The organism is uncultured Mailhella sp. (assembly GCF_944324575.1).
Taxonomy (GTDB): domain Bacteria; phylum Desulfobacterota; class Desulfovibrionia; order Desulfovibrionales; family Desulfovibrionaceae; genus Mailhella.
On record NZ_CALUWV010000169.1, the window covers coordinates 1 to 16,132 of the forward strand.

The window sequence follows — 16,132 nt, forward strand, 5'->3', positions numbered from 1 at the left end:
CTCTTCATCCCGCGCGGCTTTGCCCACGGCTTTTCCGTGCTCAGCGAAACGGCGGTCTTTGCCTACAAGTGCGACAATCTTTACTGCAGGGAATCCGAAGGCGGCATCCGCTTCGACGACCCCACGCTTGCCATAGACTGGCGCATCGACATGGCAAAAGCGCTCACCTCGGAAAAAGACAGGCAGCATCCTTTCTTCGCGGAGTTTGAGTCATGCTTCTAGTCACGGGTGCCAATGGTCAGCTCGGTCAGGAACTGCGTTTTCTTCTCGGCAACCGCGCCGTGTACGCAGGGCGCGCCGAGCTCGACATTGCCGACGAATCCGCCGTGAAGGCCTTTTTTGAAGCGCAGTCCTTTGACTTCGTCATCAACTGCGCCGCCTACACGGCGGTAGACAGGGCGGAAGACGAGGCTGAGGCAGCGGACCGGGCAAACCGTCTCGGCCCCGCGCTTCTTGCCCGTTACGGCCGCCGCATCGTTCATGTTTCCACGGACTATGTCTTTGATGGAACGTCCTGCCGCCCCTACCGGGAAAACGATGCGACAAATCCCGTTTCCGTCTACGGCAAGACCAAGCTTGCAGGCGAAGAAGCCGTGCTCAACGAAGCCGAAACGGCGGTGATCATCCGTACGGCGTGGGTCTATTCCTCCTTCGGAAAGAACTTCGTCAAGACCATGCGCCGCCTCGGTTCGGAACGCGACAGTCTCGGCGTGGTGTTCGATCAGGTCGGAACTCCGACGTACGCGGCAGACCTGGCCTCTGCCATCACGGCCATGCTGCCGCAGACAGCGCCGGGCATGAAGGACGTCTTTCACTACAGCAATGAAGGCGTGACAAGCTGGTACGACTTTGCCGTGGCCATCATGGAAGAATCCGGCCTTTCCTGCGCCGTGCGCCCCATCGAAAGCGCCGACTATCCCACCCGGGCCGCACGACCGGCCTTCAGCGTACTCAACAAGGCAAAAATCAAGAAGGACTTCGGACTGTCCATCCCTCACTGGAGAGACGGACTGAAAAGATGCCTGACGGCCATGACGACATAGCATCCGGCAGGCTCCCGTCACGACACTCCATGCTTCTTCCGTTCAGGACCCGCAAACTTCAGGAATCGCAACACCATGAAATCCATTCTCGTCACCGGCGGTGCCGGATTCATCGGCTCCAACTTCGTTCCGTACTTCTGCACGAAATATCCGGAATACCATGTCATCAACCTCGACAAGCTCACCTATGCGGGCAACCTCGACAATGTAAAGGAATGCGAGGCCATGCCCAACTATACCTTTGTGCAGGGGGACATCTGCGACGAGACCTTCGTGGAGCGGCTGTTTACGGAGCATGACATCCGCGGCGTCATTCATTTTGCGGCGGAGAGCCATGTCGACAACTCCATCAAGGGCCCCCGCGCCTTCATGGAAACCAACTACATGGGCACCTTCACCCTCATAGAAACCGCACGCCGTCACTGGATGGACGGTCCCGGCAAGGTGAAGCCGGGATATGAATATGCCAGATTCCATCACATCTCCACCGACGAGGTGTACGGCACGCTGGGCGCCACCGGATACTTTGCCGAAACCACGCCCTACGCCCCCAACAGTCCCTACTCCGCCAGCAAGGCGGGCTCGGACTTCATCGTGCGCGCCTACCATCACACCTACGGCATGAACGTGACCACCTCCAACTGCTCGAACAACTACGGTCCCAAGCAGCATCACGAAAAGTTCATTCCCGTCATCATTTCGAAATGTCTCGCGGAACAGCCCATTCCCGTGTACGGCAACGGCTCCAACATCCGCGACTGGCTCTACGTGCTCGACCACTGCAAGGCCATCGACCTCATTTTTCACAAGGGACGCAGCGGCGAAACCTACAACATCGGCGGCCACAACGAACGGGACAATCTCCAGATCCTGCACACGGTGTGCTCCATTCTGGACGAACGCCGTCCGCGCAAAAACGGCGCAAAATACGAAGAGCTCATGACCTTCGTCTCCGACCGTCCGGGACACGACAAGCGCTATGCCATCGACCCCACCAAAATAGTGACGGAACTCGGCTGGAAGCCCGACGAAAACTTTGAGTCCGGCATCGTGAAGACCGTGGACTGGTATCTCAAGCAGGTGGAGAAAAAATCATGAGCATCTATATTACCAGACCGTATCTTCCCCCGAAGGAAGAATATCTGAAAAGAGTATCTGCTATTTTTGAGCGCGACATTCTGACCAACCAGGGGCCGGAAGTTCAGGAGCTGGAAGCGCGCATGCGGGAGCTGTTCGGGGTTGAACACTTTCAATACGTCACCAACGGTACCGTGGCACTCCAGCTGGCGCTGCGAGCCCTCGACATTACGGAAGGCGAAATCATCACCACGCCGTTCAGCTATGTGGCCACCACGTCTTCCATCCTGTGGGAACGGTGCACGCCCGTATTCGTGGACATAGAGCCCGACAATTTTACCCTCGACCCCGCAAAAATTGAAGCGGCCATCACACCCCGCACCAAAGCCATCATGCCCGTCCATGTCTTCGGGTACGCCTGTAATGTGGAAGCCATTCAGGCCGTGGCCGACAAGTACCACCTCAAAGTCATTTATGACGCAGCGCATACCTTTGCCGCAAGGTACAAAGGCAGAGCCCTTTGTTCTTACGGCGACATTTCCACGCTGTCCTTCCACGCCACCAAGCTGTTTCACACCATTGAAGGCGGCGCATGCATCGTAAATAATACAGAGGTGAACAAAAAGCTCGATCTCATCAAACGCTTCGGCCATAACGGTGACGAGCACTTCACGCTCGGCATCAACGCCAAGCAGGATGAATTCAACGCCGCCATGGGCAATGCTCTGCTCCCTCATCTCGACTACATTCTGGCGGAACGGAAAAAGCTCTCGGAGCTCTACGACAGCCTTCTTGCCGGCAAGCTGCGTCGTCCCGCAAATCAGCAGGGACTGGAATACAACTACGCCTACTATCCCGTCGTGTTTGAAAGCGAAAAGGATCTGCTCGCCGCCTTCGAACGACTGCACGGCATAGACGTGTATCCGCGTCGTTACTTCTATCCCAGCCTGAACACCCTGCCCTATCTGGAACAGACGGAATCGTGTCCCATTTCTGAAGACATTTCCGTCCGCATCGCCTGCCTGCCTCTCTTTGTGGGCCTTACCGAAGAAATCATAAAAAAGATCTGCGAGCTTCTCTGATGAATAAGGCGCTGACAAACTTTCTGTGCTGGTTCATTCCTTCGTCGCAAAAAAGAAAGGAAGCGTTGTAAGTTCAGGATCTGTAAAAAATATTACTCCTCATAGTATACTTTCGGCTAATCCTGCTAGATTTATAAAAACAGGCGTTACATGGGATTTAAATGGTAGTAATGGACATATACAAAATAAAGATATAATTTATGAAATAAATTAATTATTCTGTACTTATAACGGAGAGAACATGATGGAAGAAAAAAACGACAAAAAAGTTCAAGTTGTATGCATTACATACAACCATGAGAAGTATATTGCCGAAGCTCTGGAATCGTTCGTTTCACAAAAAACAACGTTTCCCTTTGAAGTGCTGGTCGGCGACGACTGCTCTCCCGACGGAACAAAAGCCATAGTCGAGGAATATGCGCGTCGGTATCCCGACATCATAAAACCTGTGGACAGGGATCAGAACATGGGGCCTACCCGAAACCTCATGGATCTGTGCAGGCGCTGTACGGCTCCCTATATTGCGTTTTGTGAAGGCGATGATTACTGGGTGGACGAGTACAAGCTGCAAAAGCAGTTTGACTATATGGAAACGCATCCTGAAGCAGGATTCTGCTTTACCAAGACCAAAATTGTTTATCCAGAGGACTGGGGAATCCTTGACTGGTATCATCCCGTCAATGGAGAAATTCTCATTCCTGATTCCCTTCCCGGCTATCAGTTCAAAAGTTCCTATTTTGCTCACGAACTGCTGAACATCATGCCGGCACAGACTTCCAGCTACTTCTTTCGCTGGAACTATGAACTCGAGGTACCTGACTGGTTTTACGGCGGAGTCGTCGGAGATTTTCCCATTCTCATGATGCAACTCGGCATGAAAGTTGCCGGATTTATTCCTGAAGTCACCTCAGTCTACAGAAGAAGTGACGTCGGCGTCTTCATGACAAAAGATAAAACAGATCATTTTATAAAGACAAGATGTGAATATGTAAGATTTCTTTATGGATTATATGACTTTTTTAAAAAAAATTACAACTCCTATGCCTGCCCACAAATAAAAAATCGTCTTGAAAGAGAATTCATCAATCTTATTGAGGCTTGCAATAAAATAAATAGTTATGATGCTTTTATATCTGTACTTGAAAAGTATCCACAGTCCATGCCCCTATGTTTTTCTAATCTTATTAATATATATAGAAAATACCATAATCAAATATCTATATATGGAGTAAAAGAATACAACTGTATATTCAGCGATAAAAAAATTATTAATAATGTGAAAAAAGTTTTAAAACTTCATAACTTTCTTGCTTTTCAAAAAAAGAAACTCCATAAACTTGTCGGATATCTTTTCTTCAATAAAGATTTCTACCTGGCAAAGAATCCCGATGTTGCTGCCGCAGGAGTAGATCCCCGCGAGCATTTCTTTACGTTTGGCTGGAAAGAAGGCAGACGTGCCTATGATCGCGCCTTCTCTCCTCTTCGGCTGATGCTCTCATTTCTATGGTACTGGACTGGCGCTCTTGTACCCAAAAAAAAGAATCTCTGGGTATTCTCCTCCTTCTATAAGAGAGGATACGTGGATAATACCAAGTATCTTTTTGAGTATATAGTTCAGCATCATCCGGAAATACACGCCGTCTGGATGACCTGCGATCACAACGTCCTTCATGAACTCAGGGAACGTGGACTTCCGGTCGGCTATATGAAGACCCTGCATTCGCGCTGGCTCATGCTTCGAGCAGAGCTGGCATTTACCGATCATTTTAAAAGCTCTGATTATGATAATATTTATGGCTTCAATGCAAGAACAAAGGTCGTTCAATTATGGCACGGAGTAGGATTAAAAGCTATGACACCTGTAAACGATATGCTGCCGAATACAAAAGTTCCAGGTGTTCGCTTTTCTTCTGATATCATGTTGTCAAAAAATGATACTATAAAAGAAAAATTTATAAAAACATTTAGATTTATTTTAAAATCTCCTTTTAGAGAACTCATGGAGCGCTATTATGCTTTTCTCTGTCCCGGACCTGAACATATTAAATTTCTTGTGAGACCTTGGCGCATTTCGGAAAAAGCATGCATTCTTTCTGGTCATCCAAGGAATATTTTCCTTCATTCTTCTCCAACGCCTGAAAAAATAAAAATTATTTATGCACCAACATACAGATGGAATCAAAATGATGAAGTCATAATGATCGACAGATTCATCGAGGCCATTCCCGATATCGACGAATTTCTTGAACGCGTGGATGGTGAACTTGTTTTAAGACTTCATCCTCATACGTGGAGGAACTATCAGAAAAAAATTCTTTCTGCCCTTGAGGGACACAAAAGAATTTCCATGGACAGGGACAAGGACGTCTACACGTCGCTTGGAAGCTACTCCATCATGATTTCCGACTATTCCTCCATTGCCTTCGACTTCGTTCTTCTTGACAGGCCCATCATCTTTCTCGTGCCGGATCGCGCCACGTTCATGGAACATGACGTGTCGTTCAACTATCCCTTCGACGAATTTACTCCGGGCCCCAAGGTAGACACCTGGCAGGACGTTCTTGCGGAGCTTGACGCCTACGTAAACCACCCGGACAAGGATGGAGAATGGAGGCAACGGGTGAGAGCGGAATTTTACGACATGAGCGTCAACGACGCCGACAATTCAAAGCGCATCGTGGAAACGCTGAAACAGCGTTTGAAGATCAGGTGAGCAACATGAAATATGCGGCCATTCTTGCCGGCGGCGTGGGAAAGCGCATGGCCGGCCCGGTACCGAAACAGTTCATCACTCTCAACGGCGAGGCCATCATTGTCAGAACCATCCGAAGGATTCTGGCAAGCAGGCTTTTCGATGTGCTGGTCATAGCCATCCATCAGGACTGGCGCTCATACCTCGAAGACCTGATAACGAAGTCGGGAATGGACAGCGCGTCCATACACATTACCTGCGGGGGCAAAGAACGCCTCGACAGCATTCAGAACACGCTCACGTATATCGAAACCGCCTTCTCCGTGCAGAAGGAGGACGACATCGTCATTTTTGACGCCGTCCGCCCGTTCGTTCCCTTTTCCATGATGAAAAGCAGCCTTGAGGCTCTTCAGCAGCACCAGGCCGTAGTGGCGGCGCTCCCCGTCGTCGATACCATGCTCTGGATAGAGGAAGGGGACACCGTGACGGACATGCCTGCGCGCAGCCATCTTTTTCACGGGCAGGCTCCCGACAGCTTCAAGCTGACGGTGCTTATCAAGGCCCTGAACGAGCTGACCGACGACGAAAGAACACGCATTACGGGAACCGCTCAGATCTGCATGATGAAAGGCATTCCCATCCATACCGTACCCGGTGATCCCCGCAACATCAAAATAACCACGCCCTTCGACATTCAGCTCGGAGAGCTGCTCTGCCGTATGGAGGAAGCATGAAAGCCTGTGTTCTGGAAGCCGTAAACAAGCTTATCTATAAAGACGTGGACACGCCTTCCCCCAAAAAGGGAGAAGTTCTTGTGCACATCAAGGCGTGCGGCATCTGCAGCAGTGATTTTGCCCGTGTTCTGAAAAGCGGCACGTATCACTTCCCCACCATTCCCGGGCACGAATTTTCCGGCATCGTCGAACAGGTGGGAGAAGGGGTATCACCCCATCTTATAGGAAAAAAAGTGGCGGTCTTTCCTCTTCTTCCCTGCAATTCGTGCCCTCAGTGCAGGGAAAAGCACTATGCGCAGTGCGCTCATTACAATTACTTCGGGTCACGATGCGACGGCGGCTTTGCCGAATTCATCGCCGTTCCCGTATGGAATATCCAGCCTGTAAGCGACGACGTTCCCTATGAGGTTGCCGCACTGGCAGAACCTGCCGCCGTGGCCTGGCACGCCGTGGCCGTGGCCGACATACAGAAGGGAGAAAAAGTCGGCATTTCCGGAACGGGAACAATAGCCATGCTTGCAGGTCTCTGGGCAAGGCGTCATGGAGCCGAAGTCGTCTTTTTTGCAAGAACGGAAGCAAAGGAAAAATTTCTGAAAAGCTTTCAGGGATTTCATGTCGTACGCCTGAAGGAAGGCGTGACGGAGAACGATGCATCATCCCTGCCCGGAGGCATGGATGTCATGCTGGAGAGTGTGGGCACCATCGAATCCGTCAAGAATTCCATCGAGCTTGTCAAAAGCAGAGGAAGAATCGTGCTCATAGGGAACCCAGCCGGCGACATATGCCTGCCGCAGAAAGTGTACTGGAAGCTGCTTCGTTCTGAAATCACCGTGACCGGCATATGGAATTCTTCCTATCCCGACGACTGGCAGGCGGTTATCAGGGAACTCTCTCCCATGAAGGACGATCTTGCAAAGCTCATCACTCACAAGTTTCCGCTGAGCACAGGACAAAAGGCTTTTGAGGAGCTCACACACAACGCGGAATTCTTCATCAAGGGAATGTACGTCAATGAATAGCGAATCTTCAAAAATCTCAGCCTCCATGATGTGCACCAACCCTTTTTTCATGCGGGAAACCTTTGATGCACTGGTAGAGGGGAATGTCGAATATCTTCATCTTGACGTGATGGACGGACGATTTGTCCCCAATCTCGGCATAGGTCTCGACTACATCAATGCCCTGCGCGACAGGACCAGCATATCCTTTGACTATCATTGCATGGTGATCAATCCCGATGAACTGCTGCGCATTCTTGACGTGCGCCCCGGCGACATCATCTCCATTCACTATGAAAGTTCCATGCAGATCATGCGCACCATTGAAAATGCAAAGAAGCTCGGCGCGTCCGTGTTCATAGCCATCAATCCGGGAACGCCCGTCCACGCGCTGGAAGAAATCATTTATTTCGTCGACGGCGTGAACCTTCTGATGGTCAATCCGGGATTCGCCGGGCAGCGCATGGTTCCCTTCGGCTTCACCAAGGCCAGAAAACTGCGCGACTATCTGGAACAGAAGGATGTCTCTCATCTGCAAATCGAGGTCGACGGCAACATCACCTGTGCCCATGCCCGGGAACTGCGTTCCCTCGGAGCCAGCATCTTCGTTGCCGGCACCTCAAGCATCTTCGGAAAAGAAGGCATACGCAAAGACTCCATAGCCGAACTGCGCAACGCCATCGCCTGAACGGAACTGCCATGAAAAAAGTCCTTGTATTTCCCTGTGGAAGTGAAATCGGTCTGGAAATAAACCGCTCTCTGGCCGACAGCACGCATTTTGAACTGTACGGAGCGTCCAGCGTCGACGATCACGGACTCTATGTGTACCGGAACTATGTGGGCGGCCTGCCCAACATCAGCGACGACGACTGCATCGACCGCATCAACGACGTCATCGACAGGTACGGCATAGACTTTCTTTTTCCGGCGCACGACAGCGCCGTGCTCTCCTTTGCACGCAATGCCGAAAAGCTGCATGCCGTCGTAGTCACTTCTCCTCTAGAAACCTGCGAAATCTGCCGCTCAAAGCTCAAGACCTACGCCAGACTTTCCGGCGTGGTGCCCGTGCCTGCGGTCTATGAAAAAGGCGCTGACCTTACCTTTCCGCTGTTCGCCAAGCCGGACGTCGGACAGGGCTCCCGCGGCGCACACAAAATAACCACGCAGAAGGAATATGACTACTTCGTTGCCGATACCGACGGCCTGGTCCTCAGCGAATTTCTGCCGGGAGCAGAATTCACCGTGGACTGTTTCACCGACAGACACGGACATCTGCTGTTCTGCAAAGGACGACGCCGGGCCCGGATCAGCAACGGCATCAGCGTACACGCCGTTCCCGTGGATCATCCGGGATTCCGGACCATAGCCGAAAGCATCAATAACAGCATGACGTTCCGGGGTATGTGGTTCTTCCAGGTGAAGGAGCGGGCGAATGGGGAACTTGTGCTCATGGAAATAGCGCCGCGCATCGCCGGAACCATGGGACTTTTTCGCGGCGCAGGCGTCAACTTTGCCCAGCTCAGTCTTTTTGACGCCATGAACTATGACGTCGACGTGTTCATGAATGAATGCCGTATCGAAAACGACAGAGCCCTCTATGCCTGCTACAAAACAGACATTGACTACGATACCATATATATCGACTTCGACGACACCATTACGTCTCACGGAAAAGTAAATCCAGACGTCATGAGACTTCTGTATCAAGCCAGAAACCAGAACAAACACATCATAATCATATCAAGACATACCAGCAATATACAAGAATCCATGAGAAATTATTGCATAGATATGAACCTGTTTGACGACATAATCATCATAGATGATAAAAGTACGAAAAAATCTTCATTCATAAAAACCAGACATTCCATTTTTATTGACGATTCCTTTGCGGAACGCAAAGACGTGTTCAACAACTGCGGGATCCCGGTATTCTCGGTCGACGCCATAGAAGTTCTTATCGACAACAGGAAGTAAAGACCGTCATGAACAAGCTTACTGTCGTTGTTTTCTGCTATAATCATGGAAAGTTCATTGCGCAGGCGCTTGACAGCATTCTGCAGCAAAAAACAACCTTTCCTTTTACGGTGCTCGTTTCAGACGACGCTTCCACCGACGGCAGTCAGGACATTCTCAAGACCTATGCCGAGCGCTTTCCTCAGACTGTGAAACTGCTGCTGCGCGAAAAAAACCTCGGCGCCATAGAAAACTACCGACAGACTCTGGCCCAGGTACGCAGCGAATATGTCGTCATCAATGACGGTGACGACTATTTCACCTGCCCCGAAAAGCTCCAGCTTCAGACGAACTTTCTGGACGCTCACCCCGATTGCTCCATCTGCTTTCATCCGGTGACCGTAACATGGGATGACTCATCCAGAGCGAATTCCGTTTTCCCTGAACCGGCATGGCAGAAAAAGCATACCCTGCCGGAGCTGCTTGACGTCAACTTCATGCAGACCAACAGCGTCATGTACCGCTGGGCCTTCAACGACGGCTCTCTGCTCGAAAATCTGCCGGAAGCCATGCTCCCCAACGACCATTTTCTGCATCTGCTTCATGCGGAAAAAGGCGACATCGGCTTTCTTCCGGAGGTCATGTCAGCCTATCGCCGCCATGAGAGCAGTCTGTGGAATGGCGCAGCCAGCACCTATACATGGTTCAGACACTGCGCAGAACCGCACATTCGTTTCTATCAGGCGCTCGAACACCGCTGGAACGTCAACAGAAGCGAACAGATCCGTTGGCTGGAAACCAGTCTGGAACAGGCGAGGACCAGACGTCTCGCCCTGTATGTCTTCTGGGAAAAAGACGGCATCGTCCGCGATTATGTCATGTACTACCTGAAGGGACTTCAGGATGTCGCCCAGGATATTACTGTCATCGTAAACGGAAAACTATCCATAGAAAGTCGAAAAAAACTGGAAGAGCTGGGAGTCGACATTCTGGTCAGAAAAAATGAGGGGCTGGACTTTGCCGCATGGAAGGAGGCTCTTCTTTCCAAAGGGTGGGACGAAATATCCAAATATGACGAGCTCATTCTCTGCAACTGCTCCTGCTATGGTCCCATATATCCCTTTGCAGAAACCTTTCAGACAATGTCTGCACGGGAATGCGACTTCTGGGGACTGACCAAACATCCACGGGTAGATGCGCTTTTTGTTCCTGGTGATCCGAATACCCGCATTGAAGAGCATATTCAGTCATACTTCATCGTTTTTCGCAAAAAGCTACTCACCAGCAAGCACTTCCGGCAATGGTGGGAAAATCTTGTACCTGCAAAAGGCTACAAGGAAGAAGTAGGCTATCATGAAACAAAATTTTCCAAATATTTTGAGGACGCGGGATATATTTCGTCTTGCCTGATGAATGTTGAAAAATATTTTGCATTACTCCCCAATGATAACAGTTCATTTATATATGCAAATAAGCTACTTATAGAAGATCGCATTCCACTTATAAAAAGAAAACTTTTTATTGACAGTGAATATTACTGGAATAACAAATGTCTTGGACATACGCCTGGCGATGTTTTTAAATTAATAAAAAACAATACTACATATAACGAATATATTATTTGGCAAGATCTTCTTGCCACTCAAAAATTTTCAAGCGTAAAAGATGCCCTTCATCTGAATTACATATTGCCGTCGCATATAGCACAGAAGCAGGATTCCAACCCTGATACGGCGCTTTTATGCTTCGCTTACTATCCTGACTTGTGTTCCACCATGTGTCATTACATTGCATCCATGCCGGAACACTCCCATATCTGCATCATTTCCTCGCGTGAAGACACGCTGGACATGTATCGCAAGGCCATGCAAAGCCTGCCCTTCAAGAATGTAGAATATCGGCTCAAACCAAACCGCGGACGCGACGTTTCCGCCTATCTTGTCACCGGTCGGGACATTCTGCAGAACCATGAACTTGTATGCTGCATACACGACAAGAAGTCCAAGCAGCTTCCGTACCAGATCATGGCAGAAGACTTTGCTTATCACGGACTTGAATGTTGCCTGCACAATAAACAGTATGTAGAAAACATTATTGATGTTTTTAATAGAGAGCCTTTTTGTGGCATGCTTGTGCCGCCAACTGTATATTATGGAGATTTTTGCACTCTCGGGGCGGAATCCCACAACAATGAAGCATCCATGAAGGAGGCCTACGACCAGCTTTCCCTCTCATGCCCCATGGACGACACGCCCGTAGCACCTTTCGGCGCTTATTTCTGGGCCAGATGTTCCGCACTCAAAGCCATGTTCCGACATGAATGGAAATATGAAGACTTCCCCGATGAACCTCTTCCCGTCGACTCGACGATTTCCCACGGCATAGAAAGAATATACCCCATAGCCGTTCAGGATGAAGGCTACTATACAGCCTGGTGCTCCCCGGACGCTTATGCCTCACTATACATGAACAATCTTTCCTACATGATGCGGGAGTACAACAAGAGACTCTATAAAATATATTCCCTCCAGAACTGGAAAAATATGCTCTTCACCCTCGACAGAACGATCAAAGAAAAAAGAGGCTCCATAAAATTTAAAAAATTCAAATACTACAAGTATAAAATACTCTCAAAGATAACCTTCGGCACAAGGCGCAAACACTATAAGGAAAAATACAAACTCTTCAGTGAAATGAAAAAGAAACGCCACCCCGGCGCATAAAGGCGGAAGAGCGGACGGCAAACGCATGAACAGACTTGCCCTGTACGTTTTCTATGAGCCTCACGGCATACTGAGAGCATACGTCCGGCAATATCTTGAAGGGCTGCTTCAAATTACCCCGGACGTTCTTCTCATTGCCAACGGAGGCCTGACCGACGAGAGCAAAGACGCGCTCGACGCTCTGGGCGTGCGCTGGATGCAACGTGAAAACAGAGGCCTTGACTTCGGCGCGTGGAAGGCAGGCCTCGAACGGACGGGGTGGGACAAGGTGCAGGCACTTGACGAGCTTGTCCTTTGCAACTGCTCCTGCTACGGCCCGGTGTATCCTTTTTCGGAAATGTTCGACGTCATGAGCCGAACTTCCTGCGACTTCTGGGGAATCAACCGTCAGCCTGCCCTTCCCCACAGGTTTCTTGGCCCGGCACAGCATCGGTTTCCCGTCAGGGAGCACATCCAGTCCTACTTTTATGTGTTCAGAAAAACAGCTCTGACGGCTCCGGTCTTTCAGCGCTGGTGGAAGGAGCTCCGCTGCGCCGAAAGCTACTGGGAAGAAGTCGGCCTTCACGAGATGGAATTTTCCGGCTGGCTGGAAAAAAACGGTCTTATCGGCGCAACCTACATGGATTTTGAAAAATACCGTCGTCTTGCCCCGGAGGGAGACGCCTTCAACCTCTGCGCGGACATTCAGCTCATTGAGGACAGAAACCCTCTCGTCAAGCGCAAGCTCATTCTGGGCAGCTCCCCTGCGGTCATTCCTGTGCTCAACCACATCATTCATGCAACGGACTACCCCACAGGCTGCATCATCGACGATCTCAGACGGGAACTCCCCTATTCCCGCCTCAAACACGACAAATGCAGAATACTCTCCTGCTGCCTTGGAAAAAAGGCCCGGGACCACTACAAGGTCAAGGCCTTCAAATACGATCTGCTGAAAAAGGCGGCTCTTTTTAAATAATTCCACGGCAAATCACACGGACTCAAACCGGAGATTCTCTAAGGTCCCATCATCGCCGTGCCCGCGCTTCTGTCCACCATGCCGAAAGGCCCCCGGTCATCGGGTGCCGCCCGCAAAAACGACGGGCGCAGGCTGCACCTCCGGGCATGAGACAGAAATGCCCTCCATGAGCCTCTCTTCCAGAGCGGCTTTGTCCCCGCAAACCGCGCCTCTTCTCCTTCAACGCACAAGGCCCGCGCTGCCTTCACAGCGCGGGCCTCATGGTATCGGGCTTTCAGACCGACGTATTCAGACTAATACAGACCGAGCACGCCGCCGCCGATGAAGAGCACGCTGGCGACGCACAGAGGTATCCATATGAAGGAGATGGTCACGCCGGCCTTGAGCCAGTCCTTCATGGAGTAGTAGCCGTACTGATAGGTGACAAGCTGCACGGCGTCGATGACCAGCACCAGAGAGGCGGAGGCAAGGAAGCCAAGAGGCAGCGCGAGCACCACGGGATTGAGGCCCTTGCTCTGGGCAAGAGCGATGATCATGGGCATGAACACGGCAATGATGGCCGTGGAGTTGGTGACGAGCAGATGAATCCACATGGCAAAGAAGCCGATGATGAGCATGAGGAGCCAGGTGGGCAGATCAAGCAGACCGCCGAGGAACGTGTTGCCCATCCATGCGGCAGCGCCGCTTTCCCACAGGGACATGCTGAGCGAACAGGCGCCGCCTATGAGCATGAGAATGCTCCATCCCATGCGGGGACCGGCATAATTCCAGTCGATGAGATCCACGCCGGGCACGAACAGCACCGCACCGGCAATGACGGCGAGAATGGGCAGGGGAATGTGGTGGATGCTGTCGGTGCACCACAGAACTATGTTCACCAGCATGAAGATGACGAACTTCTTTTCGTCCCGGCTCATGGGGCCGAGATCCTTCCAGGCGTCCTCAAAGCATTCCGTGCCTTCCAGATAGTCGAGTTCCAGAGGGAATATCTTGAGAAGCACGAACCACACCACGGGAATGAGCACGATGACGACCGGCACGCCTATGGCGGCCCACTCAAGGAAGCTCATGTCCACGCCTGCCATGTCGCGCAGGAACTGCATGGTGAGGATGTTCATGGACGCACCGGTGGGGGTGGCTATGCCGCCCATGAGCACGCCTATGGGAAGACCTATCATGATGGCGCGGGCAAAATTGCTGCCGTTTGCCTGGCACTTGTTCTGTTCCACGACCTTGAGGGCGATGGGCGCCAGCATGACCACCACGGGAACGTCGGCCATGAAGGCGGAAAGAATGGTACCGCCAGCAATGAAGCACAGAAGCAGCCGGGACGGACTTCCGCCCGCAAGACGGGAAATCCACAGCGCCACGCGTTCGGAGAATCCGGAACGGGTGAAGGCGAAGGTGACGCAGAACATGCCGAAGCAGAAGAAGACGATGGGGTTGGCAAAGTTGGCGAGAGCCTTGTTGAAGGGGGCCGCGCCGGAGAGCGGCTGAAGCATTGTCATGAGAATGGCGGCCACGGCAAGAGGCAGGGCGTCGGTCACCCATATGATGACGGCCGCCACCATGAGGGCGATGGAACACTGCCCCTGATGGGAAAGTCCGTCCACGGGCCCGAAGCCGTAGGCAATGGCGAGGTAGGCCGCAACAGCAGCAAGAAGCTTTATGGCGCGCCTTGGGGAAAAGGGAATGGCGTTGATGATTTCGGCTTTCTCAGACATGTAGGTTTCTCCGATGGGAAATTTCTCGTCAGAATCCCGCGGGGCGGGAAGGCATCATGGCGTGAGCGCTGCGTCATAAAGGGCTTTGCGGCCCTCGGCGCAGGATGCGCGCCGGATCAGTGAATGCTCCAGCCCTCGTCCACAAACAGGGCCTGTCCCGTGATCATGGCCGCCTCGTCGGAGGCAAGAAAGGCCACGGCCGAGCCTATCTCTTCGGGCTGCACGAGACGGCCGAGCAGCATCTTGGGATGCACGGAAGACGAGGATCCCATGGCCTTCGTCATTTCTGTGGCCACGATGGCCGGTCCCACGGCGTTGACCGTGATGCCGAGAGGCGCCCATTCCAGAGCCAGCGCCCGGGTAAGCACGTTGATGCCGCCCTTGCTCGTCTGATAGGGCACGCGCTTGTCCAGGACGTTGGTGGAAAGGCTGGAAGTGATGTTGATGATGCGTCCGCCGCCCGTCATATGCTTCACGGCAGCCTGCGCGATGAAGAACGGGGCCTTGAGGTTGACGGCGAGAATGCTGTCCCAGCACTCTTCCGTCACTTCAAGAGCCGGCACGGGACGATTGACGCCCGCGTTGTTCACCAGAATGTCGAGCCCGCCGAGCGCCGCGGCATCTTCATCCATGGCCGCCGGAAGCTCTGCCGTCCGCGTGATGTCCATGACACGGCACACGGCCTTTCTTCCCAGCTCTCCGATGAGACGCGCCGTTTCCTTCAGTCCTTCTTCATTGACGTCCCAGCAGGCGACGTCGGCGCCGCGCGAGGCGAGCGCAAGAGCTATGGCGCGTCCCAGTCCCCGGCCCGCTCCTGTCACGAGCGCCTTTTTTCCCTGCAATCCCTGTTCTCTCATTCCTTATCTCCTTTGCCGTTTCACACAGCCCGCATATTCCGCAAAGGCCATGCCAACAAAATATTTCTTCATGATGAAGCACTATGTGCAAAGAAGCATTTTTCATGCCATTCTGATTAATTTTTATATATCAATTAGTTATTAAATATTCTTACCGTACGGACATACCATGTTTTAGTATATTTCATTACAAAAAAAAGATATTAACTACCCATTTTTGTTATCTCTAATAACCGACGTATCCATGACACCGAAAAACAAATGCTATTTTTATCAAAGTTATGACAA

13 protein-coding genes are annotated in these 16,132 nt (G+C 51.5%); 11 read left to right on the plus strand and 2 right to left on the minus strand.

What is annotated here, in order from left to right; genetic code table 11:
• The 11 genes from Q0J81_RS11115 to Q0J81_RS11165 form a co-directional block, all read left to right on the plus strand.
• Nucleotides 1–222 (plus strand): dTDP-4-dehydrorhamnose 3,5-epimerase family protein (locus Q0J81_RS11115; protein WP_294447919.1); only part of this gene is annotated, 222 nt, incomplete at its 5' end.
• Nucleotides 213–1,043 (plus strand): dTDP-4-dehydrorhamnose reductase, encoded by an 831-nt coding sequence (gene rfbD, locus Q0J81_RS11120; protein ID WP_294447921.1) that lies wholly within the window; start codon nt 213–215, stop codon nt 1,041–1,043. The genes Q0J81_RS11115 and rfbD, both read left to right, overlap by 10 nt.
• Nucleotides 1,044–1,118: 75 nt before the next feature.
• The gene (gene rfbB, locus Q0J81_RS11125; RefSeq protein ID WP_294447922.1) at nt 1,119–2,141 is read left to right on the plus strand and encodes a dTDP-glucose 4,6-dehydratase; all 1,023 of its coding nucleotides are present in this window, start codon (nt 1,119–1,121) and stop codon (nt 2,139–2,141) included.
• Entirely contained in the window at nt 2,138–3,202 is a 1,065-nt protein-coding gene (locus tag Q0J81_RS11130; protein ID WP_294447923.1) for a DegT/DnrJ/EryC1/StrS aminotransferase family protein, read from the plus strand. The genes rfbB and Q0J81_RS11130 overlap by 4 nt, the downstream gene beginning before the upstream one ends.
• A 241-nt stretch (nt 3,203–3,443) precedes the next feature.
• Nucleotides 3,444–5,915: a CDP-glycerol glycerophosphotransferase family protein gene (locus tag Q0J81_RS11135; protein ID WP_294447924.1), complete on the plus strand. Its 2,472-nt coding sequence runs from the start codon at nt 3,444–3,446 to the stop codon at nt 5,913–5,915.
• A 5-nt stretch (nt 5,916–5,920) separates the two neighbouring features.
• Complete coding sequence (locus Q0J81_RS11140) at nt 5,921–6,628, plus strand: IspD/TarI family cytidylyltransferase (protein WP_294447925.1); 708 nt, start codon at nt 5,921–5,923, stop codon at nt 6,626–6,628.
• Nucleotides 6,625–7,647: a galactitol-1-phosphate 5-dehydrogenase gene (locus Q0J81_RS11145; protein WP_294447926.1), complete on the plus strand. Its 1,023-nt coding sequence runs from the start codon at nt 6,625–6,627 to the stop codon at nt 7,645–7,647. Before Q0J81_RS11140 ends, Q0J81_RS11145 begins: the two co-directional genes overlap by 4 nt.
• On the plus strand, nt 7,640–8,314 hold the full coding sequence (locus tag Q0J81_RS11150) for a ribulose-phosphate 3-epimerase (protein WP_294447928.1): 675 nt from the start codon (nt 7,640–7,642) through the stop codon (nt 8,312–8,314). Before Q0J81_RS11145 ends, Q0J81_RS11150 begins: the two co-directional genes overlap by 8 nt.
• Before the next feature lie 11 nt (nt 8,315–8,325).
• Complete coding sequence (locus tag Q0J81_RS11155; RefSeq protein ID WP_294447929.1) at nt 8,326–9,603, plus strand: ATP-grasp domain-containing protein; 1,278 nt, start codon at nt 8,326–8,328, stop codon at nt 9,601–9,603.
• An 8-nt stretch (nt 9,604–9,611) separates the two neighbouring features.
• Entirely contained in the window at nt 9,612–12,305 is a 2,694-nt protein-coding gene (locus Q0J81_RS11160) for a rhamnan synthesis F family protein (RefSeq protein WP_294447930.1), read from the plus strand.
• A 25-nt stretch (nt 12,306–12,330) separates the two neighbouring features.
• Entirely contained in the window at nt 12,331–13,263 is a 933-nt protein-coding gene (locus Q0J81_RS11165; RefSeq protein ID WP_294447931.1) for a rhamnan synthesis F family protein, read from the plus strand.
• Nucleotides 13,264–13,556: 293 nt separating this feature from the next.
• Here the strand turns inward: Q0J81_RS11165 and Q0J81_RS11170 are convergent, their stop codons facing one another.
• A complete protein-coding gene (locus Q0J81_RS11170; protein ID WP_294447932.1) occupies nt 13,557–14,987 on the minus strand; it encodes a DASS family sodium-coupled anion symporter in 1,431 nt (476 codons plus the stop codon).
• A gap of 116 nt (nt 14,988–15,103) precedes the next feature.
• On the minus strand, nt 15,104–15,844 hold the full coding sequence (locus tag Q0J81_RS11175; protein ID WP_294447933.1) for an SDR family NAD(P)-dependent oxidoreductase: 741 nt from the start codon (nt 15,842–15,844) through the stop codon (nt 15,104–15,106).
• Nucleotides 15,845–16,132 lie beyond the last annotated feature (288 nt).